Origin of the sequence: Buchnera aphidicola (Formosaphis micheliae), assembly GCF_039403185.1 — a bacterium.
Classification (GTDB): Bacteria; Pseudomonadota; Gammaproteobacteria; order Enterobacterales; family Enterobacteriaceae; genus Buchnera_C; species Buchnera_C aphidicola_B.
In genome coordinates this window covers 1-15206 of sequence record NZ_CP135047.1, presented here as the reverse complement: position 1 = coordinate 15206, position 15206 = coordinate 1, and the positions used below count along the sequence as shown (strand labels likewise).

Here is a 15206-nt window from a genome sequence, read left to right as displayed (position 1 = left end):
AAATAATATAAATTTATAAAAAAATAATTATTGATAAAATATTTTTTTTTTAAAAACATTTAACCATAATCTATTTAGTTTTTCTCTAAATATAGAACTATTTATTTTAACAGCATTTTTTGTTACTATAATAATAAAATCAATCCCTATCATTCTACATTTAGATACACGAAAAGTTTCTCGAATCACTCTCTTTAATCGATTTCTTTCATGGGCATATTTAATATTCTTTTTAGAAATACTGATACCTATACGTGAATTTTTTAATGAATTATATCTACCCAAAAGAATAATTTCTGATATTTTTACTCTAAACGGTTTTGTAAATACAAAATTAAAATGAACTGCTTTAGATAAACGAAACTCTTCTGTAAAAAAAAATAAACATATTTTATTCATTATTATTTATTTAGAAGAAACAGTTAATAATGTTCTAAATTTAGCACGTCTACGTGCTAAAATATGGCGACCATTTTTCGTAGACATACGAACCCGAAATCCATGAGAACGATTTCTCTTTAAAATAGACGGTTGAAAAGTTCGTTTCATAATAATTATTACCTTATTGAATTAATTTTTATAATTTTTATAAAATAAGAAACTACTATTTTTTATTATTGTAACAAGCATAATAATTTCATATTATAGAGTCAACAAACTTTATAATAAACTTATTATATATATTTATATCATATAAAAAATTTGTATTATTGTTTGATATAAAAATATATAAAAAATATATTTTATTTTTATCTGATATCAAAACATATAAAAAAAATAGAACAAATAAAAACACTCATATCAAAATATCCCTCTGGATAAACAATGAAAACACATAACCTATAAAGTATACTATTAATACTATAATTATTAATTTTATGTATAAAAATATTTAAAATTCATAACACGCATAAAAATTTTAAGAAAATAACTTATATATGAATCAAACATAGATCATTTCATTATGTTAGATAATTTTATTTTTTACTAATTATTTATTCGTGTGGAGTTAACCGTGTCTCTTTCGATTTGGAAAAAGTGTCTTACTTACTTACAGAACATTCTTCCACCAACAGAATTTAGCATGTGGATACGTCCTTTAAAAGCTAAATTATATAATAATGTGTTAGAATTATCAGCTCCTAATTGTTTTATTTTAGACTGGGTACAAGATAAATATTTAAAACACTTTAATAAACTACTCCATCATTTTTGTGGAAAAAACACACCTTTATTAATATTTAAAATAAAAAAAGATCATCAAGAAAAAAATATCAAAAAATTAATTAATTGTAATCATCAATATACTACTATAAATGCATCCAAATGGGACATTTTATCAATCTCAAAAACATCTTCTTATAATTCACATATTAATAAAAAATATAATTTTTCTAATTTCGTAGAAGGAAAATCAAACAAATTAGCTCGTGCACTTACATGTCAGGTAGCTGATAACCCAGGAAATTCATATAATCCATTATTTTTATATAGTAAAACAGGTTTAGGAAAAACACATTTACTACATGCTGTAGGTAACTATATGATTGTTAACCAATTTAACAAAAAAATTATTTATATACATTCAGAACGTTTTGTGCAAGATATGGTCAAGGCATTAAAAAATAATAATATGGAAAAATTCAAACAATATTATCGAACAGTAAACGTTTTATTAATTGATGATATTCAATTTTTTGCGAATAAAGAAAGATCTCAAGAAGAACTTTTTCATACTTTTAACTGTCTTATTGAGGGTAATCAACAAATTATACTTACGTCTGATCGTTATCCAAAAGAAATTAACGGAATTGAAGATCGATTAAAATCAAGATTTAGCTGGGGAATAACTGTTTCCATAACCCCTCCTGAATTAAAGACTAGAATAGATATCTTAATAAATAAATCAAAAGAAAATAATATTAAATTATCTAATGAAGTTGCTTTTTTTATAGCAAAAAGATTAAGATCAAATGTACGTGAACTAGAAGGAGCATTGAATCGTATAGTAGCAAGCGCAAAATTTACCAATAAAATAATCACTATCGATTTTGTACAAGAAACATTAAGAGATTTATTTATATTACAAAATAAATTAACAACTATAGAAAATATACAAAAAAACGTTGCTGAATATTATAAAATAAAAGTATCTGATCTATTATCAAAAAGTCGTTCTCGTTCTATTACACGACCAAGACAAATTGCAATGGCTATTTCAAAAAAACTAACTAATTATAGCTTACCAGAAATCGGAGATGCTTTTGGAGGAAGAGATCATACTACAGTATTACATGCTTGTAAAAAAATTAAACAATTATGCCAGGAAAATCATAACATTAAAGAAGACTTTTTACATTTAATTCAAAAATTATCACTATAATAATATGAAATTTACTATAACAAGAAATAATTTATTTACTGCTCTACAAAAAATCAGTCCATTATTTGTTAAAAATCAATCATATCCTATTTTAGAAAATGTATTATTAAACATTAAAGATAATACGTTATTTCTAACTAGTTGTAATTTAGAAATCGAGATTATTATCACAGTTCCAGTACATTATACATACAATTCAGGAAGTGGTTTAGTTTCAGGTAAAAAATTATTAGATATTTGCCGAAATATTCCAAACAATTCTATGTTAGAAATAAAAAAATATGAAAATAAAATAAATATTATTTCAGAAAATAGTTTTTTTTCTTTAATTACTTTAAATTCAAATATTTTTCCCAATTTACGTAATTTTAAAAGCACTAATAAATTCTCTATTTCTCAAAATGTATTAAAAAATATGATTAATTCAACTCATTTTGCAATAGCTAATCAAGATGTACGTTATTATCTCAATGGTATGTTATTAGAAATTCAAAAAAATAATATTAGAACTATTACTACTGACGGATATCGTATGGCAATATGTACGATATCAATCAATACTTATATTCTTTATTGTGCAATTATTATACCAAAAAAAAGCATAATAGAATTAGCTCGTTTATTAGGAAATAATCAATCTTTATCAAAAGTATTTATAGGAGAAAATAATATTCAAATACATTTAGAAAACGTAATATTTACTTCTAAATTAATTTCAGGAAATTATCCAAATTACAAACAAGTCTTACTTAATAATCCAATAAAAATTATTGAAATTGATTTACTTCTATTTAAAGCATCTTTACTGAGAGTTTCTGTTTTATCTCATGAACAATTTAAAGGAGTACACTTGTATTTAAATAACAACCAATTGGAAATTAGTAGTAGTAATCAGAATGAAGAAGAAGCAAAAGAAATTATTCCTTTAATTTTTTCTAAAAAAATAAATTTTGAAATGAATATTAACGTAAACTACATTTTAGATGTATTAAACGTATTAAAAAGTAAAAATATTATTTTTTTCATACAAAAATGTGCTTCCAAATTACAACTTACAGATAATGAACATTCTTCAGTTTTTTACATAATAATGCCATTACATCTCTAAACAACAATAACTATTATATTAAACCAAATCATATAAAGCAGTATATAGTAATAGAAGAATTTTAAATCTAAAAAAAATATTAAAAACACAGATTTATTCATAAAAATATTTTTTATTTTTTAAAATAAATTTAAAATAATTTAATTTAATATTATAAGTTATATTTTTATAAAATTTTTATATTTTTAATATATAACAAATAAAATACTATCTTATCACTAATACATAAAAAATAGAGGTATTATGTCTCATTCTTATAATTCATCTAGTATAAAAATTTTAAAAGGTTTAGATGCTGTAAAAAAACGTCCAAGTATGTATATTGGGAATACAGATAATGGGTCAGGTCTACATCATATGGTATTTGAAGTAGTAGATAATGCTATTGATGAAGCTCTAGCAGGATACTGTACAGAAATTTTTGTAACTATTAATAATGATCATTCAATTTCTATTCAAGATAATGGTAGAGGAATTCCAGTAGATATCCATCCAGATGCAGGTATATCTGCAGCTGAAGTAATTATGACAGTACTTCATGCTGGCGGAAAATTCGATAATGATTCTTACAAAATATCTGGAGGTTTACATGGAGTAGGAATATCTGTTGTCAATGCTCTCTCTGAAAAATTAGAATTACAAATTTATAGAAATAAAAAAATATACCAACAATTATATCATAATGGTGCTCCTCAAAATAATCTTTCTATTATAGGAAAAACTATATTAACTGGAACAAAAATAAGATTTTGGCCCAGTCCCAAAATATTTACTAATATTACTAGTTTTAAATATGATATTTTATCTGATAGATTACGTGAATTATCTTTTCTTAATCCAGGTATTACAATTCATTTAAAAGATATAAAAAAAAATATACATGACTACTATCATTACCAAGGTGGTATAAAAGAATTTATAATATTTTTAAGTAAAAATAAAACACCAATCCATGTAAATATATTCCATTTTTCTTCTATAAAAAACAACGTATCAGTAGAAATAGCTATGCAATGGAATAATTCTTTTCAAGAAAACATACATTGTTTTACTAATAATATATCTCAACAAGACGGAGGAACTCATTTAATAGGTTTTAGAACTGCTATGACACGTACATTAAATAATTATATAGACAGAGAAGGTTATAATAACAAAAAAACAAAAATTATAGCTACAGGAGATGATGCCCGTGAAGGATTAACTGCTATTATTTCAGTTAAAATTTCAGATCCTAAATTTTCTTCTCAAACAAAAGAAAAATTAGTATCTTCTGAAGTTAAACCAATAGTAGAATCATTAATGAATGAATATTTATTTGAGTATCTCTTAGAAAACCCACAAGATGCTAAAAACATTGTAAATAAAATTATTAATGCTACTCGAGTCAGAGATGCAGCCAGAAAAGCACGAGAAATTACTAGAAAAAAAGGAACTTTAGATATTAATGGATTACCTGGTAAACTTTCCGATTGTCAAGAAAAAAATCCTACATTATCTGAAATTTACTTAGTTGAAGGAGATTCTGCAGGTGGTTCTGCTAAACAAGGTAGAAATAGAAAAAACCAAGCTATTCTTCCATTAAAAGGAAAAATATTAAATGTAGAAAAATCTAGTTTTGAAAAAATGTTATCTTCTCAAGAAATTGCTACTTTAATTACAGCTTTAGGTTGCGGTATAGGTAAAAACGAATTTAATTTAGATAAATTAAGATATCATAGTATAATAATTATGACAGATGCTGACATTGATGGTTCACATATTCGAACATTATTATTAACTTTTTTTTACCGACAAATTCCAGAAATTATTGAAAAGGGTCACCTTTACATAGCCCAACCACCATTATACAAAATTAAAAAAGGAAAAAAAGAACATTACATTAAAGATGATGAATCCATGAAAAAATATCAACTTAAAATAGCATTAGAAGGAACTTCTTTACAAACAAAAGATAAGAAAGAAAACTCTATTAAAGAACATTACTTAAAAAAAATAATAAAAAAATATAATAACATACAGAAAATAATATATAATTTAAAAGAAAAATATTCTTTAACAATATTAAAAGAATTAATTTATCAACCTCCTTTATACTATTTAAATGATTATATAAAAGTAAAAAAATGGCTAAATGAATTAACATATGATTTAAATAAAAAAGAAAAAAATCATTGTATATATACTTCTTATATTTATAATGATCTCAATCATCAATTATTTATACCAATTATTCAAGAAATAAAATATACATTAACTAAAAACTACACCCTAGACGATACTTTCTTTAAAAGTAAAGAATATCAAAACATATGTAAATTACATGTTTATATATCACGATTAAAAAAACAAGAGGCATATGTAAAAAAAGGAGATAATATTTATTTAATTAATAACTTAGACACACTTATAGAACAACTAATTAAACATTCTCAAAAAGGGTTATCCATTCAGAGATATAAAGGACTAGGAGAAATGAATCCAGATCAATTGTGGCATACTACTATGAATCCAGAGACGAGAAGAATGTTACAAGTTACCATTAAAGATGGACAATCTGCTAGCAAATTGTTTTCTACACTAATGGGAGATTCTGTAGAACCAAGGAAAAACTTTATAGAAAAACACGCTCTACTAGTAGAAAACATTGATATATAAAATATAATAATATCTCAATACGCGACAGGAAAAATTTTTTTAAAACACCTGCCGCTAAATACTAATAATATACTATTTTAAATTTAGTTTTTCTGTCATTTGACAAACACGTAATTTAGCTAATGCCTCATTTAATTGATTAATATATACTACATTTTTAGCATTACTAATTTCTTTATTAATATTTTCTTTAGCTATCTTTTTTTGTTGAATAATTAAATTAAAATTTAAATCCAATGCTAAAATAACCACATCTGCTAAAATAGTAATAATGTCAGGTTGGACTTCTAATATTCCACCTGAAATATACATATATTCTTCCTGTTCTGAATCATGCATTAAATAAATTAAACCCATTTTAATACGAGCTAATAAAGGTGAATGTCCTGGATAAATCCCTAATTCTCCCTCATGAGTAGAAATATGAATTTTTTTTACTAAACCAGAAAAAATATTTTTTTCAAAACTAACTAAGTTTAATTGACAAGTCATATATATTATATATCCAAAACACATAAAAAATTTAATTTACTAATATTTTTTTAGCTTTTTTTCGTGCTTCTAAAATAGTACCAGTCATATAAAATGCTTGTTCAGGTAAATCATCACAATTACCTTTAACTATTTCTTGAAAACCAAAAATAGTATCTTTTAAGGTTACATATTTACCTTTAAAACCTGTAAATACCTCTGCGACAAAAAATGGTTGAGATAAAAAACGTTGTATTTTTCTAGCTCTAGAAACTAATATTTTATCCGTTTCTGATAATTCATCCATACCTAATATTGAAATAATATCTTTCAATTCTTGATATCGTTGCAATATAGACTGTACACATCTAGCTGTATCATAATGCATATTGCCAACAATATTAGGATCTAAATGTCGACTAGTAGAATAAAGAGGATCAACAGCAGGATATATACCTAAAGCAGCTATTTGTCGACTTAATGTAATGGTAGAATCTAAATGTGCAAATGTTGTGGCAGGAGCAGGATCAGTTAAATCATCAGCTGGAACATATACAGCTTGTATCGAAGTAATAGAACCTTTTTTAGTTGAAGTAATACGTTCTTGCAATGTACCCATTTCTTCAGCTAAAGTAGGTTGATAACCAACAGCAGAAGGCATTCTACCAAGTAAAGCTGATACTTCTGTTCCAGCTAATGTATAACGATATATGTTATCAATAAACAATAACACATCATTTCCTTCATCTCTAAATTTTTCTGCTAAAGTTAAACCAGTAAAAGCTACTCGCAAACGATTTCCAGGAGGTTCGTTCATTTGTCCATAAACTAACGATACTTTATCCAACACTTTCGATTCTTTCATTTCATTGTAAAAATCACTACCTTCACGTGTTCTTTCACCAACTCCGGTAAAAACTGAATAACCAGAATGTTCAATAGCAATATTACGAATTAACTCCATCATATTAACAGTTTTTCCTACTCCAGCTCCGCCAAATAATCCAACTTTTCCACCTTTTGAAAACGGACACATTAAATCAATTACTTTAATTCCTGTTTCTAATATTTCTTGTGAACTTAATTGTTCTTCATAAATAGGAGGTTTTCTATGAATTTCCCAATACTCTACATTTTCATTATTCTCTGCTGCTAATACGCCTTTATTATCTATAGGACATCCCAATACATCTATTATTCTACCTAAAGTAATTTTTCCTACAGGTACTTTAATAGCATGTTTTAAATTAACAACAGATAATCCTCTTTTTAAACCATCTGAAGAACCCATAGCAATGGTACGTACTACCCCAGACCCCAATTGTTGCTGTACTTCTAATGTTAAATTTAAATCCTTATTTTTTACTATTAATGCATGATATATGTTTGGAACCGATCCCTGAGGAAATTCTACATCCACTACAGGACCAACAATTTGAATAATTTTCCCTACATCCATCTTTAAAAACCTCAATACCAATAATCAATTTAAAGAAACTGCAGATGCTCCTGTAATAATCGCAATTAATTCATTAGTAATCGCTTCTTGTCGCGTTTTATTATAAATTAATCTTAATTCTTTTATCATATTATTACTATTATCTGTAGCCATTTTCATAGCAATCATACGTGCAGTTTGTTCACTTGCTATATTTTCTAAAACGCCTTGATAAATTTTGGATTCAATATAACGATTAAATATTAAATTTAAAAGCGATTTAGAATCCGGTTCATATAAATAATTCCACATTTCATTCGTTTCTATCTTTTTTTTTTCTATTTTTTTAAATGGTAATAATTGTATAATTTTTGGAGTTTGCAATATAGAACTATTACATTGATTACTAGCTAAAAACAATTTACCAAAAACATTTTTTTTGTACAAATTTAAAACTAATTCAATAGAATCACTAAATTTAGATATACTAGGTTTATCACCTATATTTACTACTTTATGAATAATACTATATTTCATTGCATCAAAAAAAATAAAACCTTTTAAACCAAAGATAAAAAAATCACAGACAATGTTTTGATTATTAAAATATTTAACTTTGCTCAATATTTTTTTAAACAAATTAATATTTAAACTACCACATAAACCTTTATCTGTTGATACTACAATTATACCAATACGTTTAATATCTATATCATTATCAATATAAATATGTTTATACTGTAAATTACGTTGTAACAAACGATTAATCACTATTCTCATTGATTCTATATAAGGTGTTCGTAACTTTATTTTACTTTTTATTTTGTTAATTTTAGAAATAGAAATCATTTCCATAGCTTGCGTAATTTTTTTAGTGTTACTAATACTATTAATTTTAATTCTTAATTCTTTCTCTGCAGCCATTTTACATCCTAAAATAAATAATTATGTTTCTCTCTTTATAGTACAATTTTATATTTTACCAACATTGAGTAGATTTAAATTCTTGTAAAACCGATAAAAATAAATTTTCTATATTTTTATCAAATACTTTATTAATATTAATATTTTCTATTTCCTGAATATATTTATTATTAAAATATATTAAAATAGATTCCTCAAAAAAAACAATTTTCTCTAATAAAATATCATCAAGAAAACCTCTATCTGCAGAAAAAAACAATAAAGCTTGTTCCGCTATAGACAAAGGTGAATATTGTTTTTGCTTAAGTAATTCTATTAATTTTTTTCCATATATTAACTGTTTTCTAGTAATTTCGTCTAAATCCGAAGCAAATTGAGAAAAAGATGCTAATTCTCTATATTGAGCTAGAGCTGTACGAAGCCCACTAGATAATTTTTTAATTATGTTGCTTTGTGCTGAACTACCGACGCGTGATACAGAAATCCCTGGATTTACAGCTGGACGAATTCCTGAATTGAACAAATTAGATTCTAAAAAAATTTGCCCATCAGTAATAGAAATAACATTTGTTGGTATAAAAGCAGATACATCTCCATCTTGAGTTTCTATAATAGGTAAAGCCGTTAAAGAACCTGTTTTATTTATAATTTTTCCTTTAGTAAAATTCTCAACAAATTTTGTATTTACTCGTGATGATCTTTCTAATAATCTGGAATGCAAATAAAAAATGTCACCTGGAAATGCTTCTCTTCCTGGTGGACGTCTTAACAATAATGATATTTGTCGATAAGCAATAGCATGTTTCGATAAATCATCATACACAATTAATGCATCTTCTCCTCTATTACGAAAATACTCACCCATTGTACATCCAGAATAAGGAGCTAAATACTGCAATGCAGCAGACTCTGCAGCAGAAGCAACTACAATAATCGTATTTTTTAAAGCATTATATTCTTCTAATTTTTTAACAATACTAACAACAGTTGAATTTTTTTGTCCAATAGCTACATAAATACATCGAATATTTGCATTTTTCTGATTAATAATAGTATCTATTGCCAATGCAGTTTTACCAGTTTGTCGATCACCAATAATTAATTCGCGTTGACCTAAACCAATAGGGACCATAGAATCTATAGATTTATATCCTGTTTGTATTGGTTGAGTAATCGATTCTCTATCAATTACTCCTGGTGCCTTTGTTTCTATAGGCGAAAAAAAATCATGTTTAATATATCCTTTTCCATCTATAGGATTACCTAAAGTATCAACAACACGACCTAAAAAATTTTTGCCTACAGGTACTTCTAAAACACGTCCAGTACACTTAACTTGAGTGTACTCTGTAATATGAGTATATGGACCTAAAACAATTGCACTGACAGTATCTTTTTCTAAATTTAAAGCTATAGCATATTCATTGTTAGGTAAAGCTATCATTTCTCCTTGCATGACATCAGACAAACCATAAATTTTTATAATTCCATCACTAATTGAAACAATTATACCTTCATTATATACTGTATTAACCACTTCAAATTGAGCTATTCGTTTTTTAATTAATTCACTAATTTCACTTGAATGTAAATTCATACTTATGTTTCTCAAAAAATACTAAAAAAATTATTTAGTTGTTGTAAGCGATCTTTAATAGACATATTTATTACCACATCATCTATTTTTATAATAAAACCACTAATTATAGAATTATTAATTTGATATATGCATTTTATTTTTTTGTTAAATTTTTTTTCTAAAAAATAGATAATCTTATTAGTTTGATTTAAAGTTAATTCATGAGAAGATATAATTTTAACTTCAATAATATTAAAAAATTTATTTTTATATTTAATAAACTCTAATAAAACATTATTTAATAAATACAAACGTTTATTCTCAGCCATAATTTTAATAAAATTTTTAAATGGAATACTATTTATTTCTTTTTCACATAACTTCATAAATATATACAAAGTATATTTCACAGATAAAACACCTGAAAACAAACTTTCTATACTTTTATTAGATGAAATAACTGCAGCAAAAGTCAGCATACTTTCCCAAGCTTTAATTTCATTTGTTTCCATTGCAAATTCGAATGCAGCTATTGCATAAACACGAGCAACACTACTATTGAAATGTTTGCACATCAGATAATTTATCCTGTTCTGATAAATTTAAAATTAATTGATTAATAGTATCATTATTATTATTTTTACTTATAGATTGTTTCATTACTTTTTCTGCCATTTTTATTGCTAATTCAGCTACATATTGATAGAGTTCTTCTTTTACTTTATGTTGTTGCTTAATAATTTCTACTTTTGATTTTAAAAAAATATTTTTACTGACTAATTCAGCATTTTTTTTAGATTTTTCTAAAATAATATCACGTTGTTTATATGCTAAATTAATAATTTTAACAGCCTCTTCTTTTTTATTATTTATTTCTTTTTGTATCATCTCTTTATCAATAGCTAACTTTTCTCTTTCTTTTTTTACAAAATCTAAACTATCAATAATATCTTTCTGTCTTTTTTCAATAATATTTAAGATAGGAGGCCAAACATATTTCATACAAAACCAAACAAATATAAAAAATGAAATAGCCTGTCCTAATATTGTTGCATTAATATTCACAATTATTACACCTCATATTTTTAATATTTTTAAAATCTTTGCATTATTTTAATAATACAAAGATTTTTATTATTTACTAAAATTAACATAGTATATTAAGTCTTTTATAAATATAAACTATATCTAAGAAGCAATAGCAAATAATATATACAAACCAATACCTACTGCAATCATAGGAATCGCATCTACTAATCCCATTACAATAAAAAACTGGGTACGTAATAAAGGAATAAGATCTGGTTGCCTTGATGCACCTTCCATAAATTTACTACCAAGAATTCCAATACCAATAGCTGCACCTATTGCAGCTAAACCAATAATCAAAGCAACTGCCAAATAAAGTGCATCCATATTTATATTTTCCATAATAATCTCCGAACTATTCTATTATTATACTAATAAAAAACTATCAAAAATAAATTAATGCTTTTTAGAAGCCATTGATAAATAAACAATAGTCAATACCATAAAAATAAATGCTTGAAGAAAAATAATCAAAATATGAAAAATAGCCCAAGGAACAGCTAATATCCATTGTGACCACCATGGCAATAAACCTGCTATTAAAATAAAAATCATTTCTCCTGCATATATATTACCAAATAATCTTAATCCTAAAGAAATAGGTTTTGATAATAAACTAATTGATTCTAATATAAAATTAATTATAAAAAAAAATGGATTTTTAAACGGTTGCATTATTAGTTCTTTTAAAAAACAAACAATCCCTTTATATTTACAGCTATAAAACATAATTAAAATAAAAATACTGAAGGACATAGATAAAGCAATATTTATATCTGAAGATGGAACAATACGTAAAGAAGTACAATTTAAATAATATTCACTGATAAAAGGTAATAAATCTACCGGTAATAAATCCATAAAATTCATTAAAACAACCCAAATAAATATCGTCAAAGACAAAGGTGCTATTAATGATATATTTTTAGTACCATACATTTCTCGTACATTATTATTTACAAAATCTATTACTAATTCAACTATTACCTGTAATTTATTTGGAACAGTATTATAAGTCATTTTTTTTGACATAATAAAAAAAAATATCAAAAAAGATGCCCCTAACAAAATAGAAAAAAAAATTGAATCTATATTCAATGTCCAAAAATCATTTACAGGCATATTATCCTTAATATTAAAAACGTTTAAAGTGTGTAAATTTATTTTTAAATGTTCTAAATGATGAGTGATGTATTTCTGAGTATTAAATATTTCTCCCGAAGCCATACTGACTCCCATATTTTGTATTATGCAATAAATTAACTCATAATAATTTATTTTACTATAAATATTAAAATTATAAAAAAACCTTTCATCAACTAATCTAAAGAAGCAAAATTTATGTAATAAAATGTTATATAATTTATGTTTTTGTATTTATATATAAAAAACGTATTTTTTTTAAATATACCATATTAATATACCTGTTTATATTTACATATTTTATTACTTAAAATACATATTATTAATCAAAATTAAATTAAATAAACATTATAATTCTATTAATTAAAATATACTAAAATCATTTATTTGATCTATAACAAAAAAATAAAAAATATTATACATATAATATTACAAAGTACCAACATATAAATTAAACACATCAAAAACTATAATGAATAATAAAAAACTTTATTCATAATAAAAAATATATTATATTAGAACATATTTAATAATTGGATTGCATTCGGCATTTTTTAATATGAATTAATAAAATAGAAATTGCTGCTGGAGTAATTCCTTCAATACGCGATGCTTGACCTATAGATACAGGTTTATAAAAATTTAATTTTGTAATAACTTCATTAGATAAACCTTTTACATCACAATAATCTAAAATTCCTGATAAAATTGTATGTTCATGATGAATATGTTTCTCAATTTCATGATTTTGTCGAGCAATATAACCTTCGTATTTTATTTGGTTTTCTAATTGTTCTATAGCAGTTCTATCTGATAAACTAGGAGTAAAAAAAGATAAATTTATAAGATCAAAATAAGAAACTTCAGAACGTTTTAATAATTCTTTTCCAGTAGATAACTTTGTTAATTTTTTTGATAATATTTTATTAATTTCTAAAGCTTCTAAAGAATTTGGTGTAATCATTAAAGTATTTAATCGATTAAATTCAGTTTGAATAGATACAGATTTTTCACAAAAACAAGCCCACCTTAAATCATCTACTAAATTTAATTTTCGACCAATTTCTGTTAAACGTAAATCAGCATTATCTTCTCTTAAATATAATCTATGCTCAGCTCTTGCTGTAAACATACGATAAGGTTCTTGTATACCTTTTGTACATAAATCATCAATTAATACACCCAAATATGCTTGATTTCTTAAAGGAAACCATGGTTCCCTATTAGAAATATATAAAGCAGCATTTAATCCTGCTAGTAATCCTTGAACTGCAGCTTCTTCATATCCAGTTGTTCCGTTAATTTGACCAGCAAAAAATAAACCCGAAATACATTTACTTTCTAATGTAGGTTTTAAATTCCTTGGATCAAAAAAATTATATTCTATAGCATATCCTGGTTGTATAATTTTAGAATTCTCTAAACCTTTAATCGAATGTATAAATTCAAGTTGTATCTTTAATGGCAAACTTGTTGATACACCATTTGGATATATTTCATTTCCTGTTAATCCTCCAGGTTCCAAAAAAATTTGATGAGATTTACGATGAGAAAAACGAGTAACTTTATCTTCTATAGAAGGACAATAACGAGGTCCTATACCTGTTATCTGATGTGTATAAATAGGACTTTGATGAAAATTGTCATTAATAATTTGATGTGTTTTTTCATTAGTATATGTTATATGACATGGAATTTGTTTAGGATGACAAAGTTCCTGCCCAAGAAATGAAAATACAGGAGTAGGAATATCTCCATGTTGCACTAATAAATGAGAAAAATCTATAGTACGTGAATCAATTCGAGGTGGTGTACCAGTCTTTAATCTACCCATTTTTAATGATAAACCCCTCAAACGTTCAGCTAATATTATAGAAGAAGTATGACCAATACGACCACCTGTATATTTTTTAAAACCAATATGAATCACTCCATCTAAAAATGTACCAGCAGTTAAAATTACTGAATTAGAGTAAAATTTATATTCATTTTTTGTTATAACTCCTGTAATAGAATAGTTACGTATAATTAAATCATATACTTCTTCTTCTAATAAAAAAAGATTACTTTGATTTCTTAAGAAAAACTTAATAACGTTAGCATATAGATTTCTATCAGCTTGTGCTCGAGTAGATCGAACAGCAGGTCCTTTTTTTGAATTAAGTATTTTAAACTGAATACCAGCATAATCTATAGCTTTAGCCATAACTCCTCCTAACGCATCAATTTCTTTCACTAAATGACTTTTTCCAATTCCTCCTATAGCAGGATTACAAGATAAAAAACCTAAAGTATTTATACTTTGAGTTAATAATAATGTTTTATACCCCATTCTTGCAGAAGCCATTGAAGCTTCTATTCCAGCATGTCCACCTCCTATAACTATTACATCAAATTGATTTACTTTAGACAT

General features: G+C 24.9%; 14 protein-coding genes. 3 read left to right on the top strand and 11 right to left on the bottom strand.

Going from position 1 to position 15206, the window contains the following annotated elements; all coding sequences use genetic code 11:
* Nucleotides 1-27: 27 nt before the first annotated feature.
* Together rnpA and rpmH are read right to left on the bottom strand one after the other, a co-directional pair.
* Nucleotides 28-399, bottom strand: a complete 372-nt coding sequence (rnpA, locus tag RJX12_RS00070) for a ribonuclease P protein component (protein ID WP_343192183.1) — start codon at nt 397-399, stop codon at nt 28-30.
* Between the two features lie 6 nt (nt 400-405).
* Nucleotides 406-549, bottom strand: coding sequence for a 50S ribosomal protein L34 (gene rpmH, locus RJX12_RS00065; RefSeq protein ID WP_343192182.1), 144 nt, complete (start codon nt 547-549; stop codon nt 406-408).
* A gap of 535 nt (nt 550-1084) precedes the next feature.
* Here rpmH and dnaA point away from each other — a divergent pair.
* The 3 genes from dnaA (at nt 1085) to gyrB (ending at nt 6149) form a co-directional block, all read left to right on the top strand.
* Nucleotides 1085-2383 (top strand): chromosomal replication initiator protein DnaA, encoded by a 1299-nt coding sequence (gene dnaA / locus RJX12_RS00060; protein ID WP_428994276.1) that lies wholly within the window; start codon nt 1085-1087, stop codon nt 2381-2383.
* A gap of 4 nt (nt 2384-2387) precedes the next feature.
* Entirely contained in the window at nt 2388-3491 is a 1104-nt protein-coding gene (dnaN, locus tag RJX12_RS00055) for a DNA polymerase III subunit beta (RefSeq protein ID WP_343192180.1), read from the top strand.
* A 243-nt stretch (nt 3492-3734) separates the two neighbouring features.
* Nucleotides 3735-6149, top strand: coding sequence for a DNA topoisomerase (ATP-hydrolyzing) subunit B (gene gyrB, locus RJX12_RS00050; RefSeq protein ID WP_343192179.1), 2415 nt, complete (start codon nt 3735-3737; stop codon nt 6147-6149).
* Between the two features lie 72 nt (nt 6150-6221).
* Here gyrB and atpC read toward each other — a convergent pair whose 3' ends face one another.
* The 9 genes from atpC to mnmG form a co-directional block, all read right to left on the bottom strand.
* Complete coding sequence (atpC, locus tag RJX12_RS00045; protein ID WP_343192178.1) at nt 6222-6641, bottom strand: ATP synthase F1 subunit epsilon; 420 nt, start codon at nt 6639-6641, stop codon at nt 6222-6224.
* A gap of 31 nt (nt 6642-6672) precedes the next feature.
* Nucleotides 6673-8079, bottom strand: a complete 1407-nt coding sequence (gene atpD, locus RJX12_RS00040) for a F0F1 ATP synthase subunit beta (RefSeq protein ID WP_343192177.1) — start codon at nt 8077-8079, stop codon at nt 6673-6675.
* Nucleotides 8080-8103: 24 nt separating this feature from the next.
* Entirely contained in the window at nt 8104-8982 is an 879-nt protein-coding gene (gene atpG / locus RJX12_RS00035; protein WP_343192176.1) for an ATP synthase F1 subunit gamma, read from the bottom strand.
* 55 nt (nt 8983-9037) lie between these two features.
* Nucleotides 9038-10579 carry a F0F1 ATP synthase subunit alpha gene (gene atpA, locus RJX12_RS00030; RefSeq protein WP_343192175.1) on the bottom strand — a complete coding sequence of 514 codons (1542 nt, stop codon included), beginning with the start codon at nt 10577-10579 and terminating at the stop codon, nt 9038-9040.
* An 11-nt stretch (nt 10580-10590) separates the two neighbouring features.
* Complete coding sequence (locus RJX12_RS00025) at nt 10591-11136, bottom strand: F0F1 ATP synthase subunit delta (RefSeq protein ID WP_343192174.1); 546 nt, start codon at nt 11134-11136, stop codon at nt 10591-10593.
* Nucleotides 11117-11626, bottom strand: a complete 510-nt coding sequence (locus tag RJX12_RS00020) for a F0F1 ATP synthase subunit B (protein ID WP_343192172.1) — start codon at nt 11624-11626, stop codon at nt 11117-11119. The genes RJX12_RS00025 and RJX12_RS00020 overlap by 20 nt, the downstream gene beginning before the upstream one ends.
* 123 nt (nt 11627-11749) lie before the next feature.
* Nucleotides 11750-11992, bottom strand: coding sequence for a F0F1 ATP synthase subunit C (atpE, locus tag RJX12_RS00015; protein ID WP_343192171.1), 243 nt, complete (start codon nt 11990-11992; stop codon nt 11750-11752).
* Nucleotides 11993-12046: 54 nt separating this feature from the next.
* Nucleotides 12047-12877, bottom strand: a complete 831-nt coding sequence (gene atpB / locus RJX12_RS00010; RefSeq protein ID WP_343192170.1) for a F0F1 ATP synthase subunit A — start codon at nt 12875-12877, stop codon at nt 12047-12049.
* A gap of 442 nt (nt 12878-13319) precedes the next feature.
* Nucleotides 13320-15206, bottom strand: a complete 1887-nt coding sequence (mnmG, locus tag RJX12_RS00005; RefSeq protein WP_343192169.1) for a tRNA uridine-5-carboxymethylaminomethyl(34) synthesis enzyme MnmG — start codon at nt 15204-15206, stop codon at nt 13320-13322.

What these genes read in the sequence shown, in the direction of transcription:
- rnpA (WP_343192183.1), bottom strand. Translation starts at nt 399, where the DNA reads ATGAATAAAATATGTTTATTTTTTTTTACAGAAGAGTTTCGTTTATCT.
- rpmH (WP_343192182.1), bottom strand. Translation starts at nt 549, where the DNA reads ATGAAACGAACTTTTCAACCGTCTATTTTAAAGAGAAATCGTTCTCAT.
- dnaA (WP_428994276.1), top strand. Translation starts at nt 1,085, where the DNA reads ATGTGGATACGTCCTTTAAAAGCTAAATTATATAATAATGTGTTAGAA.
- dnaN (WP_343192180.1), top strand. Translation starts at nt 2,388, where the DNA reads ATGAAATTTACTATAACAAGAAATAATTTATTTACTGCTCTACAAAAA.
- gyrB (WP_343192179.1), top strand. Translation starts at nt 3,735, where the DNA reads ATGTCTCATTCTTATAATTCATCTAGTATAAAAATTTTAAAAGGTTTA.
- atpC (WP_343192178.1), bottom strand. Translation starts at nt 6,641, where the DNA reads ATGACTTGTCAATTAAACTTAGTTAGTTTTGAAAAAAATATTTTTTCT.
- atpD (WP_343192177.1), bottom strand. Translation starts at nt 8,079, where the DNA reads ATGGATGTAGGGAAAATTATTCAAATTGTTGGTCCTGTAGTGGATGTA.
- atpG (WP_343192176.1), bottom strand. Translation starts at nt 8,982, where the DNA reads ATGGCTGCAGAGAAAGAATTAAGAATTAAAATTAATAGTATTAGTAAC.
- atpA (WP_343192175.1), bottom strand. Translation starts at nt 10,579, where the DNA reads ATGAATTTACATTCAAGTGAAATTAGTGAATTAATTAAAAAACGAATA.
- RJX12_RS00025 (WP_343192174.1), bottom strand. Translation starts at nt 11,136, where the DNA reads ATGTGCAAACATTTCAATAGTAGTGTTGCTCGTGTTTATGCAATAGCT.
- atpE (WP_343192171.1), bottom strand. Translation starts at nt 11,992, where the DNA reads ATGGAAAATATAAATATGGATGCACTTTATTTGGCAGTTGCTTTGATT.
- atpB (WP_343192170.1), bottom strand. Translation starts at nt 12,877, where the DNA reads ATGGCTTCGGGAGAAATATTTAATACTCAGAAATACATCACTCATCAT.
- mnmG (WP_343192169.1), bottom strand. Translation starts at nt 15,206, where the DNA reads ATGTCTAAAGTAAATCAATTTGATGTAATAGTTATAGGAGGTGGACAT.